The sequence below is a fragment of the Photobacterium sp. GSS17 genome (assembly GCF_028621875.1).
Classification (GTDB): domain Bacteria; phylum Pseudomonadota; class Gammaproteobacteria; order Enterobacterales; family Vibrionaceae; genus Photobacterium; species Photobacterium ganghwense.
The window spans coordinates 1,819,657-1,838,344 of sequence record NZ_CP117518.1 but is presented as its reverse complement, the minus strand read 5'-3'; the positions used below and the strand labels follow the sequence as shown (position 1 = coordinate 1,838,344).

Below are 18,688 nucleotides of genomic sequence, written 5' to 3'. Positions count from 1 at the left end.
GATAACCAAGAACCGCTCAAAGTAAACACATGTGTTTACTTTGGTCGTGACGAGGAACCCTGGACGGGATAGTACCAATGAGTAAAGTGACTGAAATAAAACAGGAAAGTATCATTTGCGCCGCCCTGAAAATTTTTGCAGAAAAAGGGCTGGAGCAAGCAAGCATGGAAGCCATCGCCAAACAGGCCGAGGTGTCAAAACGTACGCTTTATAAGTACTACCCCACCAAAGAAAGCCTTTTTTGCGTCATTATCGAGCGTTTACTATCTAAAATTACGGTGATGCGGCAAATCCGGTTTGAACCGGAGCAACCGCTGGACACTCAACTGCTTAGCATTGCCCGCAAGGAAGCCGATTTGTTAAGTAACCCTGACTTCCAATGTCTGGCAAAGGTCGTGATCATGGAATGCTTGCGTTCCAGCGACATTGGCGAGCTGATGATGGAAAAAGTCGAAAAACTGGAAGGCGGCTGCGGGCTGTCACGCTGGATACGGGACGGCTTAGAAGCCGGGCGACTGGATGTGCCGTGCCCTGAAATCGTGGCTGAACAGTTCATCAGCGGGCTGAAAGCTGTTGTATTCTGGCCGCAACTGATGACGAACCGCACTGCATCTGAAGAGGAAAAAAGCGCGGCAATTCACTCTGTGGTAAAACAGTTTATTTCCGCCTATGCGATCAAGGAATGATCCCGATAACCCGTATAGCATATTTAACACTGAACATTATCAACAGGAGATCACCATGCTACGCATCCTACTTGTGGCAGCACTGGCGTTAAGCCCGCTAGCAAACGCTGAAGTTAAAATTTCCGGTAACGGTTTCGAACTCAGCAAAGACTGCCTGAAACTGGAATCAGACAACATCAAAATTACGTCTGAAGAATGTGAGCAGTGGAAAAAACAGAACCAGGAAAACCGTAGTATCCATGGTGATGACAACCCAGGCAAAGGCAACAAGAAAGACCATAAAGAGAAGAAAGGCAAATAACCCTGCCTCATCCCCTGCCTGACGAGCTTTATGAGCAGCTCATGAAACAGGCTCAGGGATTGCCAAGAATAATGTCCTTCTCTCTCTCAAAAAAAAAATCGTGCTCCGGCACGATTTTTTTTGAGAAAACTTGGCTTGAGGCACCTCACACACCACATAGCGAACCATGTACCGGATCATGCGTCATCGAATTGGGCATCGCTTTCCGCCTGCATTTTTTTCGGTACTGGCGCAGTGTCAAACACCATAGTTGGACGGTTAGGTTCCGGCTTCGGCAGCGGTGTCACTTCCTTCAGCGTCGTCAGACAGCGGGTCACCAGCTGCTGATACATCGCCGTTCCTTTCTCTTTCCAGGCCAGCTCATCATCTCGTACCTGACGGGTACAGACAGCCGGACTGCCCATGATCATACTGCGGGGGGCAAATACACTGCGAGCCTTAACAAAGCTGTGCGCACCAATAATGGACTCCGCGCCAATGTCCGCCAGATCCATCACCACAGCGTTCATCCCCACCAGGGTGTTGCGGCCAATCCGGCAGCCATGGATCACCGCCCCATGCCCGATATGGCTGTTTTCTTCCAGCACCGTTTCCTGATTGGGAAACCCGTGCAACACGCAGTTATCCTGCACGTTACTGCCGTCTTCAATGATAATACGCCCCATATCGCCACGAATCGATGCACTGGGGCCGATATAAACACGGGCCCCGATAATGACATCACCGATTATATCGGCACTGGGATGGACAAAACTGTCCGGATGAATCACCGGGGTAATTCCATCTAACTGATACACAGGCATAAGCATGTCCTTTGCGTTAAGCGCGAGGCCGTCAGCTGGCCGTTAAGCCGCCAAACCGTGCGTAGTAATCGGAAGCAGGCAGCGGAACCGGTCCGACAATGGTCTCGCCGTGCTCGGTCACATAGTTCCGGGCACTCAAGTGAATTTTCTTGTACAGGTTCATAGCCAGGCTCTGAGCCACACCGCCCGGCCAGTCTTCCGGTAGCAGTTCCCCTGGCAAAAGCGGATCTTTAATAATGATCCGCCGGTAAAAATGAATCAGCAACAAACGCAGCTTGAAACAGTCTTCCGGGTTAAGTTCCTCAGTAGGCATGTCTTTAAGCTGTTGCCATACCGGATTGAACATCTGGCAAAATGCCTGATAATCATCCTGAATACGCTGCAGTTCCCAAGTTGTATAAATAAAGCTCTGCATATCACGCTGCGTTAAACCGGCCATATCCGCGTGCTGGAACACGTGGGCATTTGGGAACGCCTGGTTGATGGCATCAATATCCATCGCGTCGAGCTGGCCCTGATCAGCCTGAATATAAACGCCTTTATCAAGTACACCGAATCCCAGTCGGGAAAGGGTTTTGCCATGCACCTTCGCATCAAGCAGCGTGGAGGATGGAATGTGCACCAGATTCCATTTGCCGTTCCAGCTCGCACTTTCCACACTGTAGATTTTCCGGTTGGCCGCACGCACTTCGTCAAAACGTTCCGGCGTCATGAAATAGTAGCTTTTGCGCCCCTGCTTTTTGACATCCAGCCAGCCGTCCTGCTTGAGACGAAACACCGATGAACGGACAAAGCGCTGGTTAAAGCTCAGAGATTCCATGAATTTAATCAGGCTGCCCATCCAGATACCGCCACCGGAGTGGCACAAATAATCGCCCAGAAAGGTGATCACCAGCGAGGTTCCGCTGATGGAATGGTGATCGATAGCTGAAGAGTAAAACGCGTCAAAACGACTTTCCAAAAGCAACTCCATGAATCTATTTCTTTTTCCTGCCAGGCATCATAACAAGTGACCTTTTTCTTTCACAGCAAACTGGACGATTAATTAGGATATCAGTGACATATCACAGCGCTGCCGAGCCGGCAGCGCTGTGTGTTTTCAAGCTTTCATTTGGCGGTTCGGGATACTGACAGTCTGGCGTCAGGCAACCCGGGACAGTACCCGTCAGACTCAGGCGTGACGAAGGTCAATGACCCGCTGCGCCTTGCCTTCGGAGCGCGGGATCCCACCATCCGGAAGCAGCTCAATCAGGGTGGATATCCCGACCATAGTCTTGATACGGTGACGCAACTCACTGACTACCTGATTGCCACACTCGGTATTGGTGGCGCCTTTCAGCTCCACTTTGATTTTCAGGGTATCCAGATTGCCTTGTTTACTGACTTCCAGCTGATAGTGCGGACTGAGTTGCTTGATTTCGAGGATCTGCTCTTCGATCTGCGACGGGAACACATTCACCCCACGGATGATCAGCATGTCATCGCTGCGGCCGGTGATCTTATCCATCCGGCGCATGGTGCGGGCAGTGCCCGGCAGCAAGCGGGTCAGATCACGGGTGCGATAGCGAATGACCGGCATCGCTTCTTTGGTCAGCGACGTGAACACCAGCTCCCCGTGCTCACCTTCCGGCATGACATTACCGTTACTCGGGTCGATGATTTCCGGGAAGAAGTGGTCTTCCCAAATGGTTGGCCCGTCAGCGGTCTCGGCACATTCCATCGCCACACCCGGCCCCATCACTTCCGACAGGCCATAGATATCCAGCGCTTTGATGCCAAGACGACGTTCAATTTCTTCACGCATGGAGTCTGACCACGGCTCAGCACCAAAAATTCCGATTTTCAGTGAGCAGCCAGACGCATCACCGCCGTGCTTTTTCTCCAGCTGATCCAGCAGGTTCAGACAGTATGACGGGGTAACCATGATGATGGTCGGTTTGAAATCTTCAATCAGCTGAATCTGTTTCTCGGTCTGGCCGCCAGACATCGGCACGACTGTCGCCCCGAGTTTTTCGGCGCCGTAATGCGCACCCAAACCGCCCGTGAACAAGCCATAACCATAGGCAACATGGATCATATCCTTGGCACTGCCGCCCGCCGCACGGATGGAACGCGCCACAATGGTCGCCCAGGTATCAATGTCTTTCTGGGTATAACCCACCACTGTCGGCTTGCCGGTCGTGCCGGATGACGCATGCACCCGCACTACTTGCTCCATCGGAACGGCAAAAGTGCCAAACGGATAATTGTCGCGTAAGTCCTGCTTGGTAGTGTAAGGAAACTTGCTGATGTCTTCCAAACACGTGAAATCAGAAGGGTGTACACCGGCTTCATCAAATTTACGGGTATACATCGGCACGTTACGGTACGCGTGCTCCAGAGTCCATTTCATTCGTTCAAACTGTAACGCTCTTAGCTCGTCGATCGAGGCCGTTTCAATCGCCTCAAGGTGTTGATGTGTCATTCCTTTGCTTCCTTTTGGATTGGCGTTATCTTTTGCTGACTTTGTAATTAATATAATTGTTAATTAGATGTTAATTTGAACAATCGTTACGCTCAAGACCCAGTGCTTTATCGCACCCGATCTTTCTTCCAGAACGCGCCTTTGCTCACGCCTCGATGCGCTCAAGGATCATCGCAATCCCCTGTCCGACACCAATACACATGCAGCACAGCGCATAGCGCCCTTGACGCCGGTGCAACTCATTCACCGCAGCCATTGCAATACGTGCCCCGCTCATGCCCAACGGGTGACCCAGCGCAATGGCACCGCCATTTGGGTTCACATGCTCAGCATCATCCGGCAACCCCAACTCACGCAGCACGGCCAGTGCCTGAGATGCAAAGGCTTCATTGAGTTCAATGACATCCATATCAGTGATGGCCAGCCCGGTCTGCTCCAGCACTTTTTTGGCTGCCGGTGCCGGGCCAATGCCCATGATGGCGGGCTCTACCCCAACGGTGGCACTGCCGACAATCCGGGCTTTCGGAGTCAGACCAAATTTTTTCACGGCGTCTTCACCGGCCACCAACAGCGCTGCCGCACCGTCATTAACGCCCGATGCATTGCCGGCGGTCACGCTGCCTTCGGCGGCAAACGGCGCTTTGAGCGCAGCCAGCTGCTCTAGCGTGGTTTCCGGACGCGGGTGCTCATCTTCACTGACCACTGTCGTCGCCCCTTTGCGACCGGGAATCGTCACCGGTACGATTTCTTGCGCCAGAATACCGGCCGCTTGTGCCTGCTGAGTTTTCTGCTGACTGCGCAGGGCAAAGCGATCCTGATCCTCTCGGCTGATGCCAAAACGGGCAGCAACATTTTCCGCCGTTTCCGGCATAGAATCCGACCCATACACCTGTTGAAGCTGCGCATTGATAAAACGCCAGCCGATGGTGGTATCAAACATCTGTACCCCACGATCGAAGGCTGAGGCCGACTTCGCCATGACATACGGAGCCCGGGACATTGATTCCACCCCACCAGCAATCATCAGCGACGCTTCACCCGCTTTGATGCTGCGCGCAGCCATGGCCAGCGCATCCAGCCCCGAACCGCACAGGCGGTTAATGGTGGTGCCCGACACTTCCTGTGGCAGTCCGGCAAGCAGGGTCGCCATACGGGCGACATTGCGGTTGTCTTCACCGGCCTGATTGGCACACCCCAGAATCACATCATCGACCGCCTGCCAGTCGAGCGCCGGATGACGTTCCATCAGTGCCTTGAGCGGCACCGCGGCCAGATCATCAGGGCGAACCTGCGCCAGCGCGCCGCCGTAACGGCCAATCGGGGTTCTTACTGCATCACAGATATACGCGTCTTTCATGGTGTCTCCTCCAGTACCGGTCTGCCCAACCGATGTGCCTTGCCTCTGAACAGCGCCACTAACTTGCCGTCCTGATTGGTAATTTCAATGTCGTATGTACCTGTCACCTTGCCCTGCGAGCGTGCTTGCGCGACAGCCGTTAGGGTATCGCCCGCCCGCCCCGGACGGACATACTCGATGCTGCATCCGGCAGCTACCGCCACCTGATTTTCGCTGTTGCAGGCAAATGCAAACGCTGAGTCCGCCAGGCTGAAAATCATCCCGCCGTGGCAGGTTTCAAAGCCGTTCAACATATCGCGGGTCACCGTCATGCTGACTGTCGCCGAACCTTGGTCCATCTGTTCAATTTTCAGGGACAGCAGGTTGGAGCAGCCGTCCTGGCTGTACATTTTCTCCGCACACTGCCATGCCAGTTGCTGTTGTGGCGTCATACCAACTCCTTGTTTATCATTGCAAATTCACGCAACATTGGTGACGGGCGGTAACGCTCTTCACCGTAAAACGCGGTCAGTCCGTCGAGCGTGTCGCAAATGGCCGACCAGCCCAACTGGCAGCCCCAAGCGGCCGGGCCCTGCGGGTAGTTCACGCCGAAACACATCGCCGTGTCGATATCCGCCAGCGAGGCACCGCCTTTGTTGGCAAGATCCAACGTTTCATTGACCAGCATGGCGACAGTGCGCCAGACCACCATGCCCGGATAGTCCTTGAGCTGCAGTACCTGCTTACCCAGCACCTGGAAAAATGCTATGGCCTGGCGAGTTTGCTCCGGAGTGTTCTGCGCCGCAGGTGCCAGTGCAATTACCGGGGAAAGACGGTAATCACGGCAGTAATCTACGGTCACCACCGGTTGCTGAAAACGTGCAGCCAGCATGGTCGCGCTCTCACCACGGGTCGGCACCAGCAGAACACCGTTCACCTCTAGGCGGGCCGGACCGCTTTCGGCAGGAAAAGTAACGGCTGCCAATTGAGCCGAACCTGTGGCACCAGTTGCGTTAGTGTCCTTGGTTTCAAGGGTGAGCTGATTTGCAACCAGCTCCAACAGACCGTGATCCGCCGGTAACCATTGCCCAAGTTTGCGAGCCGCCAAACTTGACTGGCTGGCACCTGCACCCGGCAGCAATAAATTCAACGCTGGCTGCGGCGCATCTTCGGCATAGTCGTAAAAGCCTTTGCCCGTTTTACGGCCAAGGTATCCGGCATCTACCAGCTCTTTCTGAATCAGGGACGGCAGATAGCGTCGGTCCTGATAACAGGCTTCAAACACACTACTGGTCACGGCGTAATTGACGTCATGGCCAATCAGATCCATCAGTTCAAACGGCCCCATATTGAACCCGCCGGCATGGCGCATCAGGTAATCCAGCTGTACCGGTTCGGCTACCTGTTCCTCTAATGCACGCAATGCTTCGGCATAAAAAGGACGGGCGATCCGGTTGACGATAAATCCCGGTGTCGAACGCGCCAGCACCGCTTGCTTGCCGCATTGCCGTGCCCAATCCAGCGCCATCTGGGCGGTCTGCGCACTGGTGGCAATCCCGCGGATAACTTCAACCAGTTTCATTACCGGTGCCGGATTAAAAAAGTGCAGCCCCACAACCCGCTCAGGACGGTTGACCGCACTGGCAATGGCGGTGATCGAAATCGACGAGGTATTACTGGCCAGCAGGCAGTCTTCGCGACAGATGGCAGCCAGATCCCGGAACAGGCTCTGCTTTACGGCCAGATTTTCGACAATGGCTTCGATCACCAGATCCGCGTCGGCAATCTCTGCCAATTGGAAAACGCAGTGCAGACGGGATACCGTACCATCACGCTCAGTAGCACTGAGCTTGCCGCGAGCCACCCGCTTATCCAGCGCGTCAGCAATGCGCTGCACCGCTTGTTCAGCCTGTGACACGGCAAGATCGAACAGTGACACACGAAAACCCGCCTGCGCCGCGACCTGGGCAATACCGGCTCCCATGGCTCCGGCACCAATCACGGCGACGTGTTGAATACCTGCCATGATCAGTACCCCTTGAACGTCGGCTGACGCTTGGCAAAAAAGGCCGCGACCCCTTCACGGTAGTCTTCAGTTCGACCCGCCAGTCGCTGCAGATCGCGTTCGAGATCCAACTGCTCTTCCAGGGTATTGGTGCTGCTATGCAACAAGGCCTGTTTGATGTATCCAAGTCCGGTAGTTGGCTGCGTTGCAAGCTGCTGACCCAGCGCCATGGCTTCGCTCGCCAGCACGTCATCAGCCACGCATTGCCAGATCATGCCCCAGTCAGCGGCCTGTTCCGCGCTCACTTTGTTACCTTGCAACATCAGGGCTTTTGCCCGTGCAGGACCAATCAGGCGCGGCAGAATCCAGGTACCACCCGAGTCCGGCACCAGACCGATCTTGCAAAATGCCTGAATAAAACTGGCAGACTGTGCGGCTATCACGATGTCGCACGCCAGCGCCAGATTGGCACCGGCACCTGCCGCCACCCCATTGACGGCGGCAATCACCGGCTTATTCAGCTGCGTGATTTTCTTCACCAGCGGGTTATAGAAACGTTCAATGCTTTCGCCCAGATCCGGCATCGGCTGATCGGCACTGATGTTGCGGTCGTTGAGATCCTGTCCGGCGCAGAACCCACGCCCGGCTCCGATCAGCACGATGGCACGCACAGCCGGATCCGCCTCGGCCTGTTTCAGACTGGCCATCAGGGCCTGATGCATTTCAGGGTTGAAGCTGTTGAGCTGCTGAGGCCGATTCAGGGTGATCAAAGCCACTCCGGCTTCCGCAGAGTAAAGAACTGTCTGTTCCATGTGTTTAATTTCCTTGATATTTCGGTGTGCGTTTTGAAAAGAAAGCGTCGATGCCTTCCTGTCTGTCCTGTGTCGCAGCCAACAGTGAGAAGAGTTGTCTTTCCTGTTTCAGGCCCTGACTCAGCGGCAATTCCGGTACTTGTTTAAGTGCCTGTTTGGCGGCTTTCACGGCCAGCGGTGCGCGGCTGGCTATCACTACAGCCAGTTGTTGCGTGCGTTCCAGTGTCAGCGCCGCCAGTGTCACCTCACTGACCAATCCGGCGCTACAAGCCTGGCGGGCATCAATCGGCATGCCGGTCAGCACCATCTGATTGGCCAGCGATTTACCGACCGTACGACTCAGTCGCTGTGTGCCACCAGCCCCCGGCATTAGCCCTAGGGTAATTTCCGGCAGGCCGAAACGGGTCTGCTCGGCGGCGATCACCACGTCGCACAGCAGCACCAGCTCCAGCCCTGCGCCAAAGGCATAGCCATTCACCGCTGCCAGCAGCGGTTTGCTGAAGCTGTCGATACGCTGCCACAGCTGAGGTCTGGGATTTTGCCAGGTTGCCACCGCATCCTGACTGGCCAGTTCGTTGAGATCGGCCCCGGCAGCAAAACAGTGAGCACCGCCGGTGAGCACCACCGCCCCGATGTTGTCATCGCCATCTGCCATCTCCAGCACCGCCGCCAGCTCCGCCAGACAGTCATTGGTCAGGGCATTGCGTTTTTGATAATGAGTAAAACGGATCGTCAGTACGCGGCGGGTCAGGTCACACGCCAGATACTCATATGGGTGTGATGCCAGTTCAGATTGCGGCTGCTCAGCCTGTTGTGCTGTTGTTTGTTCCGCCTGCATAGTGCCTCCTTGCACGAATGGCCAGTCTTACACATCAAAATCGACAGTGACTTCGTCTGAGGTCGGCACCGCCTGACAGCTCAGCACATAGCCCTGTTCAATCTGATCGGCTTCCAGGCTGTAGTTCAGCCCCATTTCAACCTGTCCGGATTTCACCTTACAGATACAGGTGGCACATACGCCGCCTTTACAGGCGTAGGGCAAATCCGCCCCCTGACGCAGCGCGGCATCCAGGATGTTGTCATCCTGCGCGGTCATTTCCAGGGTCATCACCCGTCCGTCCCGCTTGAGATGCACTTTGGTATAGGCTGACTGGTTTTTAATCTCAGCCCGCTTGGCTGGCGTGGTATTGAAACGTTCCACGAAGAAACGATCTTCCGCCAACCCGCCTTCACTGAGGGCAACATATGCGGGTTCCAGCATTTCATCAGGACCACACAGGTAGCAGGCGTCAAAGTCCCCCCAATTGAACAGGCTGTTACCCAGCTCACGCAGTTTGTCAGCATCCAGACGCCCGTTAAGTAATGCCGCTTCGTTGCGTTCCCGGGAAAAGAGGTACACCACCTGCAGGCGATCCGGGTACTGATTCTTCAAGTCCGCCAGTTCAGACTGAAACATGGTGCTGCTCAGGCTGCGGTTGCCATACAGCAGGGTAAACTGGCTGTCCGGCTCACTCGCCAGGCAGCTTTTCAGCATTGACAGAATCGGGGTAATCCCGGAACCGACGGCAATGCCGAGGTAGTTGTTGCGGTTGGCCGCATCCGGCTGGAAGCCGAAGTGGCCGCGCGGTGCCATGACCTCTAGCGAGTCACCAATCTGCAACGCACTGTTGGCGAACTGGGAAAAGCGCCCTTCCGGGATTGCCTTGATACCGACTTTGAGTGCTTCGTCGTTGGCTGCCGAGCAAATGGAGTAACAACGGCGGAGTTCCTCACCATTGACGGTCGCTTTCAGGGTCAGGTACTGGCCGGGTGTAAAACGAAAAGATGCTTTCAGCGCTTCAGGCAACGAGAACGTCACTACCACTGAGTCCGCTGTTTCCTTTTCAAGGTCCTGAATGGTCAAGGGGTAAAAATCTGTCATGGTTTGTTCTCGTTTAAATACATTTGAAGTAATCAAAAGGCTCCAGACAGTCGCGGCACTGATAATGTGCCTTGCAGGCTGTCGAACCAAACTCGCTGATCAGCCGGGTCTGGGTGCTGCTGCAATGTGGACACGGCACTTCATCCGGCAGGGAGCGGGTCATGCACGCTTGTCCCTGCGGCGGCGCAATGCCGTATCGGGTCAGCTTATTCCGAGCCTCCGGCGTCAGCCAGTCAGTGGTCCATGCCGGATCGAGCCTGATTTCAATCCGCACCGGCAGGTAGCCGTGACTTTCCATGGTCTGGCGGATATCGGCGATCAGCATCTCTGTCGCCGGGCAGCCAGAATAGGTCGGTGTGAAAGTCACCACCCATTCGTTGCCGCGGTAGTCCACTTTGCGCAGCATGCCGAGTTCGGCAATGGTGATCACCGGGATTTCAGGATCCGGAATCGCGCCGAGCAACTGCCAGACCTTCGCCTGTGCCGGATGGCCAAGCTGTGAGATGTTCTGCGTTACCATCTCCCCTCCTTACCACTGACTGTTGGGATAGGCCCTTTGCATGAACTGCATTTCCGCCAGGATGTAGCCCAGGTGCTCACTGTGGCGGCCTTCTTTGCCGCCAACCCGACGATGGGCGGTTTGCGGTACATTTAGCCCGGCTTCATGGCAGGCCTCAGTTACCGTCTCCAGCCACTGTGCTTTCAGGCTGGCAACATCCACCGCAATACCCTGTTCAGCCAGCGCCTGTTCGGCGTCAGAGCAGACAAACATCTCTGGGGTGAAACGCCAGAGTGCATCAAGCGCCAGCTGCATTTTCTGTTTGCTCTCCGCCGTGCCGTCTCCCAGTCGGATCAGCCAGCCGCGGCTGAAACGCTGGTGATAGCTGACTTCTTTCAGAGATTTTCGGGCAACGGCTACCAGTTGCGGATCGCTGCTCTGCTGCAGCGCGTCAAGCAACAGGTAGTGGTAACTGTCAAACAGGAACTGGCGCGTCAGCGTAATGTCGAACCCCTCATTCGGGTGTTCGGCCAGCAGCAGGTTATGGAACTCGGACTGATGGCGTAAAAACGCGAAGTCATCTTCCGTGCGCTGCTGGTTGTCCAGCTCAGAGGCATACTGGTACAAATGGCGGGCTTCACCCAGCAGATCCAATGCGATGTTCGACAGCGCCATGTCGATTTCCAGTTCAGGTGCGACACCGCACCATTCGGATAAGCGGTGAGACAATATCAGGCTGGTATCTGCCAGTTGCAGTACATAGCGTTGCAACAACGCCGACGATTCAGTTGTGCCGTTTGCAGAGGTCGAGGTAGTCATGATCCAATCCCCGTTACATGTGCTTGATATGGGACGGGATAGTGTAGAAACTCGCATGGCGGTACACTTTGTCATCCGACGGATCAAAAAACGCGCCTTTCTCCTCCGGCTGGGAAGCCGTGATGCTGGAAGATTCCACGACCCATACTGAGCATCCTTCGTTGCGACGGGTATACAGATCGCGGGCCGCTTCCAGTGCCATCTGATTGTCAGCGGCGCGAACGCTGCCGACATGCTTGTGATCCAATCCCTGTTTGCTTCGGACAAACACCTCATACAGAGGCCAAGTTGCTGTGTTCATTTCTACTCTCCTTGTCATGCTACCTGTCGAACGTTTTGCTTACGGGCGTGAGCCAGTGCGGCTTCGCGGACCCAGGCACCGTTATCCCAGGCGCGGCGCTTGGCATCTAAGCGCTCCTGATTACAGATCCCGTGACCCTGAATGACCTGATTGAATTCTTCCCAGTCGATTTCACCAAACTCATAGTGGCCGAGTTCTTCATTCCATTTGAGATCCGGGTCCGGCACCGTCATGCCGAGCGCCTCAACCTGGTGAACCGTGTTGTCCACGAACTTCTGACGCAGCTCGTCATTACTCAGACGTTTAATTTTCCACGCCATGCTCTGAGCGGAATTCGGCGACTCGCTGTCATTCGGACCGAACATCATCAGCGACGGCCACCACCAGCGGTTGATGGCATCCTGCAGCATCGCGCGCTGTGCTTCTGTGCCATTCGCCAGTGCCGTCACAGCTTCATAGCCCTGACGCTGGTGAAAACTTTCTTCCTTACAAATGCGCACCATCGCACGGGCATAAGGGCCGTACGAAGTCCGGCACAGCGCCACCTGATTAACAATTGCCGCCCCGTCGACCAGCCAGCCCACCACGCCGATGTCCGCCCAGGTCAGAGTCGGATAATTGAAGATGGATGAGTACTTCATCTCGCCAGCCAACATCTTCTGATACAGCTCGGTGCGATCACCGCCCAGCGTTTCCGCTGCACTGTACAGATACATGCCGTGACCGGCCTCATCCTGGATTTTGGCCAGCAGTACGGCCTTACGGTGCAGCGTCGGGGCACGGGTCAGCCAGTTTGCTTCCGGCAGCATGCCGACAATTTCCGAATGGGCATGTTGGCCAATCTGGCGGATCAGGGTTTTGCGGTAGTGCTCAGGCATCCAATCCTTAGGCTCTATCGCCGTTTCACTGGCGACCTTCTGTTCGAACAGCGCGGACTCATTCATCATCCAACTCCAATATGACACATTAAATTATCGTTTGTGATTTTTAATGTATCACTTATTTTTACTTTAGCAATACGCGCAATCAAAATATTTTTCACAAAGTGATTACATCTGTATTTAAAAGGGTGAGGAGTCAGCAGGAGAAAAGAGTAGCGAGCAGGTAAGGGAAATAAAAAATTGATAAGAGAGTTATCGGGGTAGTGGCAGGCGGGGAAAATAGGCACCAAAACGGTGAAAAAAAGGGACGGTCAAGCCGTCCCCAAAATGGAGAAAAACACAATACAAATCAGACTTGTGGCGATGCTGACAACGCAGTAAATACCGGGATACCTGCGAAAACCCCGTCTATGAGCTTTGAGCTTTGAGCTACAAGCCTCTAACCCTATAAACAGCAGAACCACTTTACATCGCAGGCATCCCGGACAGACGCGAAGGCTCAGGCAACATCGCCTTCCCGCCGGGCGACCAGCGTCAGAATGCTGTATGACGCAACCGTAGAGCCGTCCTGCTTCACCACTTCCACATCCCATACAATCACGCCCTGAGGCACATCTTCAGGTCGGCGCTGCGGCTTTTTGATCTTCCGCTGGCAGGTCAAATGGACCTGGATGGTATCCCCAATCACTACAGGTTCGATAAAGCGCAGATTTTCCATCCCATAGTTGGCCAGCACCGGCCCCGGCGCCGCTTCTACGAACAAACCGGCCGCAGCGGAAATCACGAAATAGCCATGTGCAACCCGCTGACCGAACATGGATTCACGGGCAGCAATCTCATCCATGTGCGCATAAAAATGATCGCCGCTCAGGCAAGCGAAATTAACAATGTCAGCTTCCGTAATGGTACGTCGTGCCGTGGTGAGTGATTCGCCGATCGCAATGTCCTCAAAATGCTTACGGAACGGGTGCACCACATCGCGGATTTTCTCCGCACCCCGTACCCATTCACGGCCAATCGCGGCCAGCATGGTCGGTGAGCCCTGAATAGCGGTACGTTGCATATAATGTTTCACCCCGCGCAAGCCGCCCATTTCCTCGCCGCCACCAGCACGACCGGGGCCGCCATGCACCAGCATCGGCAGTGGTGAACCGTGCCCGGTAGACTCTCTGGCCGATTCAGCATTGAGCACATGCAGACGCCCGTGAGCATGGCCAATACGGGCCACCATATCAGCGGCAAACGCGCCGCTGGCAGTCACCAGACTACCGACTAGGCTGCCCTGTCCCAACTTAGCCAAGGACACCGCTTCATCGCGGTTTTGGTATGGCATAAGGGTACAAACCGGACCAAATGCTTCGGTGTCGTGCACAGCTGGTGCGTTGAACGGATCATCGCACACCAGCAGCGTTGGCGGATAATACGCCCCCTGTGCCGCTCCCTGTGGCTCAAACCCGTCCAGCGTACCGCCGGTCACAACCCGGCACACATTAGACAGCGTTGTCACACGCTCCTGCACATCATCACGCTGCGATTGACTGATCAGTGAGCCCATCGTCACGCCTTCCTGCGCCGGGTCACCAACCACTACCCGTGACAGTCGCTCAACCAGTGCCTGACTGGTGGCTTCCAGTAAATGCTGCGGCACCATGGCACGGCGAATCGCCGTACATTTCTGACCCGCTTTGACCGTCATTTCACGGCATACTTCTTTGACAAACAGTGCAAACTCAGGGGATTCCGGAGTCACATCATCCCCCAAAATAGCGCAGTTGACTGAGTCGGCTTCCATGGTGAACGGAATGGATTTTTCAATCAGGTTTGGCGTGGCACGCAACATCTGACCGGTCTGGGCCGAGCCAGTAAACGTGACCACATCCTGGGTATCCAGGCAGTCAAGCAGATCGCCGGTTGAACCGCATACCAACTGAATCGCGCCTTCCGGCACCAAGCCGCTGTCAACCATAATGCGTACCACGGCCTGGGTCACATAGGCCGAATCCGAAGCCGGTTTTACGATGGCCGCCATGCCGCCAAGCCAGGTTGGCGCCAGTTTTTCCAGCATCCCCCAGCACGGGAAGTTATAAGCGTTGATATGTACTGCCACCCCAGGCTTTGACGTCAGAATGTGGCGAGCGGCGAAGGTACCTTCTTTTGACAACGGAATCAGATCGTCTTCCGGCCATACCGTATCATTCGGCAGTTCGCGGTTCGCCAAGCTGGCGTAATTGAAAAAGGTTGCTGCACCACCCTCAATGTCAATCCATGAGTCGGTGCGAGTTGCACCAGTCTCGGCCGCCAGCGCATACAGCTCTTCTTTATGTGCCAGAATACATTTGGCCACCTCTTTCAGCATTGTGGCCCGCTCCAGGAACGTCATACCGGCCAGTGCCCGGCTGCCTTTTTCCCGCCCGTACGCCAGCATGGCCTGGTTATCGATCCCGCTGCTGTCGAGCTGGTAAATGGCTTCGCCATTCAGCGCACTGCAAATCACCCGTGGCTTCCCGCCACCGACATACCAGTTTCCTTTTACGTAGCTATGTAACGTTTCCATCGTGTCCTTCCTAATTTGGCGTATCAGCGATGACGTCTCACCCGTTTCAGGCAGTCGCCAGAGAGGGAATGCAGAGGCTGTGTCATCTCGTTATCGATCACAAATGTAACATCCAAACAACAAACATCAAATAAAAACGATACAATTTCTTTGTTAAATTTTATTTTGTGTGTCATGTTTATTTTTACCTCTGGCCAACCGTTACAAAAAAGGAATTGTTATGCTGAAAAAAGCCATGATGACGTTTACTGCCGGGATCACCGCAGGATGGATGTTCGCCGGTAGTGCTATAGCCGCCGAGCATGAACTCCGTATCGCGACCTGGCTCAGTCCGACCCACACCATGAATCAGGACGTGTTTCCGACCTGGGGACAATGGATAGAAGACGCCACTGAAGGCAGGGTGAAAATCAAACTGGAATACGATGTCGGTCACCCGAAAAGCCTGGTCGACATGGTCGAAGACGGAGCTATTGATGCCGCCTGGACCTTCCACGGCTATCTGCCGGGTCGCTTTCAGCTCTCACAGATGACCGAACTGCCGGGGCTGGATGCCGGTGCCGAAGCGGTTTCTGTCGCTCACTGGCGCATCAACCAGCAATATTTCCAGAAGGCCGGTGAGTACGATGGCGTTGAAGTCGCTGGCTTGTTTGTCCACGGACCGGGACAGATCCACCTGCGAAACCCTATTGCCAGCATCCGCGAATTGGCCGGCAAAAAAATCCGGGTCGGCGGTGGCGTCTCCACGGAAATCGGTAAGCGTCTGGGCGTCACCGGCGTCAATGCTCCTGCCAATAAAGCTTACGAGATGCTTTCGCAGGGCGTGGCTGATGGTATTTTCATGCAGATGGATATGATGAAAGTTGGCCGGTTCAAAGATGTTACCCCTTACACCATCAAGCTGCCGCATGGCCTGTACATGGGATCATTCGGTATTTTCCTCAGCCCTGATTTCATGGCGCAGCTGTCGGAACAAGATCGTGAAGCCATTCGTCGAGTTTCCGGTGAGCGTTTGTCCGCGCTAGCCGGTCGTGCCTGGGCCGCCGCCGATGATGTGGGCGAGCAAGACATCATTGCCAGCGGTAGCAAAGTAGTGAATGCCTCTGACGACGATGTGGCGTTTTTCCAGCAAGCGGTTAAGGGCATGGATGAAGACTGGGTCAAAGCCGCCAATCGCCGTGGCGTGGATGCGAAAACCGCCCTGAATGCCTTCCGCCAGGAAGCGCGCAACTACCAGCCGATCGAGCTATAGGGTCGTGTCATGAAGCAAGGAATACACTTTTTCACCCGATGCTGGGAATGGGGCGCCCGGCATCTCGACCGGCTACTCAAACGGGTAGCCGCCCTGCTGCTGTTCGGCCTGATGACCATCACCTGTGTCGATGTCGTAGGACGCTACTTTTTTGATATGCCGCTGACCGGCAGTGTTGAGCTGACGGAATTGCTGCTCGGCAGCCTGATTTTTGCCACCTTGCCGCTGATCACCTGGCGCAAGGAACACATCAGTGTCGATCTGACCGACAGCATTATTCCGACCGGCGTGAAGCGGGTTCGCGATGCGCTGTTCAGTCTGGCGGTTGCTTTCAGTCTGGTAACAATTGGGATCAAAATTTGGGATCTGGCGGTACGGTCTCAGCGTTATGGTGAAATCACCGAATACCTGGAAATCCCGCTGTACTACTTTATTTACTTTCTGGCGATCTCCTGCTGGTTAACCGCCGTGACCTCACTGGTGCTGTGCATTACCCAGTTCTGCGGCAAGCAATATGACAACCAGGAGGACGCAACATGCTGACCACACTGATTGGTTTCGCTGTGCTAATGGTCTTGATTCTGCTCCGGATGCCGATTGCGTTTGCGATGGGGATAGTCGGATTCATCGGCTATGCCGCGCTGGGCGACTGGAACATCAATGGTGCACTGTCGATCAGTGCCAAACGCCTGATCGACACGGCTCAGGATTACGGCCTGTCGGTGATCCCGATGTTCATTCTGATGGGCAATTTCATCACTAAGGCCGGTTTGTCTCAGGAACTGTACCGCGCTTGTTATGCCTTTTTTGGCCACAAAAAAGGCGGACTGGCAATGGCGACTGTTGCCGCCTGCGGTGGATTTTCTGCAATATCAGGCTCCAGTCTGGCCACTTCAGCAACCATGGCCAAAGTCGCCATGCCGTCGATGCGAAAATACGGCTACTCCGACGGGCTGGCCGCCGCTTCAATCGCGGCAGGCGGTACGCTGGGTATTCTGATCCCACCCAGTGTGATCCTGATTATCTATGGCGTGCTGACGGAGCAGAGTATTCGCGACCTGTTTGCCGCCGGTTTTCTGCCGGGGATGTTAGGGATTGTGCTGTACATGCTGGCGACCCGCTACGTGGTGTGGCGTGACCCGAAAGCCGGCCCTTGCGGCGAACGCATGAGCAAGGCAGAAAAGTGGCATGCAATTCGTTCTGTCTCTGCCATTCTCGGTCTGTTCGTGCTGGTCATGGGGGGGATTTACGGTGGGATTTTCACGCCAACGGAAGCCGCAGGCATCGGCGCTGGCGGGGCATTTCTGATTGCGCTGTACCGCAAAACCCTGACACTGGCGATATTGCAGGACATCCTGATCGAAACCGCCCGAACCAGTACCATGCTGTTCGGCGTCATTATCGGCGCCCTGATTTACTCCAATTTTGTCAACCGGGCCGGTCTACCCGACGATTTGGTGAATCTGATTTCGTCAGTCGGTGCCGAGCCAATTCTGGTGATGCTGGCCATCATTGGTATCTACATACTGTTGGGCACCGTGTTTGAAAGCCTGTCGATGTTACTCCTGACCATTCCGGTGTTTTACCCGCTGGTTCAGAGCATGGGTTTTGATCTGGTATGGTTTGGCATCATTGTCGTGGTTGTGACGGAAATCAGCCTGATCACTCCGCCGGTCGGACTGAATATTTTTGTCCTTAGTGGTGTGATTAAAGACATAAAAACCAGCACGATTTTCAAAGGGGTCACCCCGTTCTGGTGCGCCGACATTATCCGGCTGATGCTGTTGTTGTTTATTCCGGCGCTATCCCTCTGGCTGCCAGGCATGCTCTATACCACTTAATCCAGCACTGATTGTTGTGCTGGTTACGGGCGGTTCCTGCCGCCCGTATGTTCACTGGTACGTTTTGATATCCCTACTTTTCGATATCCGAAATTTGTTAACACCGGTTTGACACCCGTTTTTTCTGCCGGATTTCATTCTGTGACTGTTTTCCGGCTTTTTTTATTCCATTCGTGTTTTTGATTTCAGGCTGTCTCAAAAACATTTATCCCT

The 18,688-nt window shown here is 54.7% G+C and carries 19 protein-coding genes; 5 read left to right on the top strand and 14 right to left on the bottom strand.

The features are described from left to right. Positions 1-77: 77 nt before the first annotated feature. Together PGW97_RS24620 and PGW97_RS24615 are read left to right on the top strand one after the other, a co-directional pair. Positions 78-686, top strand: a complete 609-nt coding sequence (locus PGW97_RS24620; protein ID WP_273860125.1) for a TetR/AcrR family transcriptional regulator — start codon at positions 78-80, stop codon at positions 684-686. Positions 687-741: 55 nt separating this feature from the next. Next, complete coding sequence (locus tag PGW97_RS24615) at positions 742-987, top strand: hypothetical protein (RefSeq protein WP_047884937.1); 246 nt, start codon at positions 742-744, stop codon at positions 985-987. 176 nt (positions 988-1,163) lie between these two features. Here the strand turns inward: PGW97_RS24615 and PGW97_RS24610 are convergent, their stop codons facing one another. The 14 genes from PGW97_RS24610 to paaZ form a co-directional block, all read right to left on the bottom strand. Further along, on the bottom strand, positions 1,164-1,790 hold the full coding sequence (locus PGW97_RS24610; RefSeq protein ID WP_273860124.1) for an acyltransferase: 627 nt from the start codon (positions 1,788-1,790) through the stop codon (positions 1,164-1,166). Positions 1,791-1,821: 31 nt separating this feature from the next. Next, a complete protein-coding gene (paaX, locus tag PGW97_RS24605) occupies positions 1,822-2,751 on the bottom strand; it encodes a phenylacetic acid degradation operon negative regulatory protein PaaX (RefSeq protein ID WP_047885148.1) in 930 nt (309 codons plus the stop codon). 210 nt (positions 2,752-2,961) lie between these two features. After that, positions 2,962-4,254, bottom strand: coding sequence for a phenylacetate--CoA ligase PaaK (gene paaK, locus PGW97_RS24600; protein ID WP_047884939.1), 1,293 nt, complete (start codon positions 4,252-4,254; stop codon positions 2,962-2,964). 145 nt (positions 4,255-4,399) lie between these two features. Continuing rightward, the gene (gene pcaF, locus PGW97_RS24595) at positions 4,400-5,611 is read right to left on the bottom strand and encodes a 3-oxoadipyl-CoA thiolase (protein ID WP_273860123.1); all 1,212 of its coding nucleotides are present in this window, start codon (positions 5,609-5,611) and stop codon (positions 4,400-4,402) included. Further along, on the bottom strand, positions 5,608-6,042 hold the full coding sequence (gene paaI, locus PGW97_RS24590; protein ID WP_217391516.1) for a hydroxyphenylacetyl-CoA thioesterase PaaI: 435 nt from the start codon (positions 6,040-6,042) through the stop codon (positions 5,608-5,610). The genes pcaF and paaI overlap by 4 nt, the downstream gene beginning before the upstream one ends. Then, on the bottom strand, positions 6,039-7,616 hold the full coding sequence (locus tag PGW97_RS24585) for a 3-hydroxyacyl-CoA dehydrogenase (RefSeq protein ID WP_273860122.1): 1,578 nt from the start codon (positions 7,614-7,616) through the stop codon (positions 6,039-6,041). The genes paaI and PGW97_RS24585 overlap by 4 nt, the downstream gene beginning before the upstream one ends. 2 nt (positions 7,617-7,618) lie before the next feature. Then, positions 7,619-8,407 (bottom strand): 2-(1,2-epoxy-1,2-dihydrophenyl)acetyl-CoA isomerase PaaG, encoded by a 789-nt coding sequence (paaG, locus tag PGW97_RS24580; RefSeq protein ID WP_047884943.1) that lies wholly within the window; start codon positions 8,405-8,407, stop codon positions 7,619-7,621. 4 nt (positions 8,408-8,411) lie between these two features. Further along, positions 8,412-9,245 carry a 2,3-dehydroadipyl-CoA hydratase PaaF gene (gene paaF, locus PGW97_RS24575; protein ID WP_273860120.1) on the bottom strand — a complete coding sequence of 278 codons (834 nt, stop codon included), beginning with the start codon at positions 9,243-9,245 and terminating at the stop codon, positions 8,412-8,414. A gap of 27 nt (positions 9,246-9,272) precedes the next feature. Continuing rightward, positions 9,273-10,328: a 1,2-phenylacetyl-CoA epoxidase subunit PaaE gene (paaE, locus tag PGW97_RS24570; RefSeq protein ID WP_047884944.1), complete on the bottom strand. Its 1,056-nt coding sequence runs from the start codon at positions 10,326-10,328 to the stop codon at positions 9,273-9,275. Positions 10,329-10,341: 13 nt separating this feature from the next. Next, positions 10,342-10,848, bottom strand: a complete 507-nt coding sequence (gene paaD / locus PGW97_RS24565; protein WP_047884945.1) for a 1,2-phenylacetyl-CoA epoxidase subunit PaaD — start codon at positions 10,846-10,848, stop codon at positions 10,342-10,344. Positions 10,849-10,857: 9 nt separating this feature from the next. Continuing rightward, positions 10,858-11,646, bottom strand: a complete 789-nt coding sequence (gene paaC, locus PGW97_RS24560; RefSeq protein ID WP_047884946.1) for a 1,2-phenylacetyl-CoA epoxidase subunit PaaC — start codon at positions 11,644-11,646, stop codon at positions 10,858-10,860. A 13-nt stretch (positions 11,647-11,659) separates the two neighbouring features. Further along, positions 11,660-11,947 (bottom strand): 1,2-phenylacetyl-CoA epoxidase subunit PaaB, encoded by a 288-nt coding sequence (gene paaB, locus PGW97_RS24555; RefSeq protein WP_047884947.1) that lies wholly within the window; start codon positions 11,945-11,947, stop codon positions 11,660-11,662. A gap of 14 nt (positions 11,948-11,961) precedes the next feature. Beyond that, positions 11,962-12,894, bottom strand: a complete 933-nt coding sequence (paaA, locus tag PGW97_RS24550) for a 1,2-phenylacetyl-CoA epoxidase subunit PaaA (protein WP_207103929.1) — start codon at positions 12,892-12,894, stop codon at positions 11,962-11,964. Between the two features lie 433 nt (positions 12,895-13,327). Further along, complete coding sequence (paaZ, locus tag PGW97_RS24545; protein ID WP_273860119.1) at positions 13,328-15,382, bottom strand: phenylacetic acid degradation bifunctional protein PaaZ; 2,055 nt, start codon at positions 15,380-15,382, stop codon at positions 13,328-13,330. Positions 15,383-15,602: 220 nt separating this feature from the next. On the opposite strand from paaZ, the gene PGW97_RS24540 reads away from it, so the two are divergent. From PGW97_RS24540 to PGW97_RS24530, 3 genes are read left to right on the top strand one after another with little or no spacing between them, the layout of a single operon-like run. Next, positions 15,603-16,634, top strand: a complete 1,032-nt coding sequence (locus tag PGW97_RS24540; RefSeq protein WP_084712535.1) for a TRAP transporter substrate-binding protein — start codon at positions 15,603-15,605, stop codon at positions 16,632-16,634. Between the two features lie 9 nt (positions 16,635-16,643). Further along, a complete protein-coding gene (locus PGW97_RS24535; RefSeq protein ID WP_047884950.1) occupies positions 16,644-17,177 on the top strand; it encodes a TRAP transporter small permease in 534 nt (177 codons plus the stop codon). Further along, on the top strand, positions 17,171-18,475 hold the full coding sequence (locus PGW97_RS24530) for a TRAP transporter large permease (protein ID WP_217391511.1): 1,305 nt from the start codon (positions 17,171-17,173) through the stop codon (positions 18,473-18,475). Before PGW97_RS24535 ends, PGW97_RS24530 begins: the two co-directional genes overlap by 7 nt. Positions 18,476-18,688 lie beyond the last annotated feature (213 nt).

Bases quoted from the DNA above. Each gene is read 5' to 3' on its own strand.
- paaI (WP_217391516.1), bottom strand. From the start codon at position 6,042: ATGACGCCACAACAGCAACTGGCATGGCAGTGTGCGGAGAAAATGTAC.
- PGW97_RS24585 (WP_273860122.1), bottom strand. From the start codon at position 7,616: ATGGCAGGTATTCAACACGTCGCCGTGATTGGTGCCGGAGCCATGGGA.
- paaG (WP_047884943.1), bottom strand. From the start codon at position 8,407: ATGGAACAGACAGTTCTTTACTCTGCGGAAGCCGGAGTGGCTTTGATC.
- paaZ (WP_273860119.1), bottom strand. From the start codon at position 15,382: ATGGAAACGTTACATAGCTACGTAAAAGGAAACTGGTATGTCGGTGGC.
- PGW97_RS24610 (WP_273860124.1), bottom strand. From the start codon at position 1,790: ATGCCTGTGTATCAGTTAGATGGAATTACCCCGGTGATTCATCCGGAC.
- paaK (WP_047884939.1), bottom strand. From the start codon at position 4,254: ATGACACATCAACACCTTGAGGCGATTGAAACGGCCTCGATCGACGAG.
- paaA (WP_207103929.1), bottom strand. From the start codon at position 12,894: ATGATGAATGAGTCCGCGCTGTTCGAACAGAAGGTCGCCAGTGAAACG.
- paaC (WP_047884946.1), bottom strand. From the start codon at position 11,646: ATGACTACCTCGACCTCTGCAAACGGCACAACTGAATCGTCGGCGTTG.
- paaF (WP_273860120.1), bottom strand. From the start codon at position 9,245: ATGCAGGCGGAACAAACAACAGCACAACAGGCTGAGCAGCCGCAATCT.
- PGW97_RS24530 (WP_217391511.1), top strand. From the start codon at position 17,171: ATGCTGACCACACTGATTGGTTTCGCTGTGCTAATGGTCTTGATTCTG.
- paaE (WP_047884944.1), bottom strand. From the start codon at position 10,328: ATGACAGATTTTTACCCCTTGACCATTCAGGACCTTGAAAAGGAAACA.
- paaD (WP_047884945.1), bottom strand. From the start codon at position 10,848: ATGGTAACGCAGAACATCTCACAGCTTGGCCATCCGGCACAGGCGAAG.
- PGW97_RS24535 (WP_047884950.1), top strand. From the start codon at position 16,644: ATGAAGCAAGGAATACACTTTTTCACCCGATGCTGGGAATGGGGCGCC.
- PGW97_RS24540 (WP_084712535.1), top strand. From the start codon at position 15,603: ATGCTGAAAAAAGCCATGATGACGTTTACTGCCGGGATCACCGCAGGA.
- PGW97_RS24620 (WP_273860125.1), top strand. From the start codon at position 78: ATGAGTAAAGTGACTGAAATAAAACAGGAAAGTATCATTTGCGCCGCC.
- paaB (WP_047884947.1), bottom strand. From the start codon at position 11,947: ATGAACACAGCAACTTGGCCTCTGTATGAGGTGTTTGTCCGAAGCAAA.
- PGW97_RS24615 (WP_047884937.1), top strand. From the start codon at position 742: ATGCTACGCATCCTACTTGTGGCAGCACTGGCGTTAAGCCCGCTAGCA.
- pcaF (WP_273860123.1), bottom strand. From the start codon at position 5,611: ATGAAAGACGCGTATATCTGTGATGCAGTAAGAACCCCGATTGGCCGT.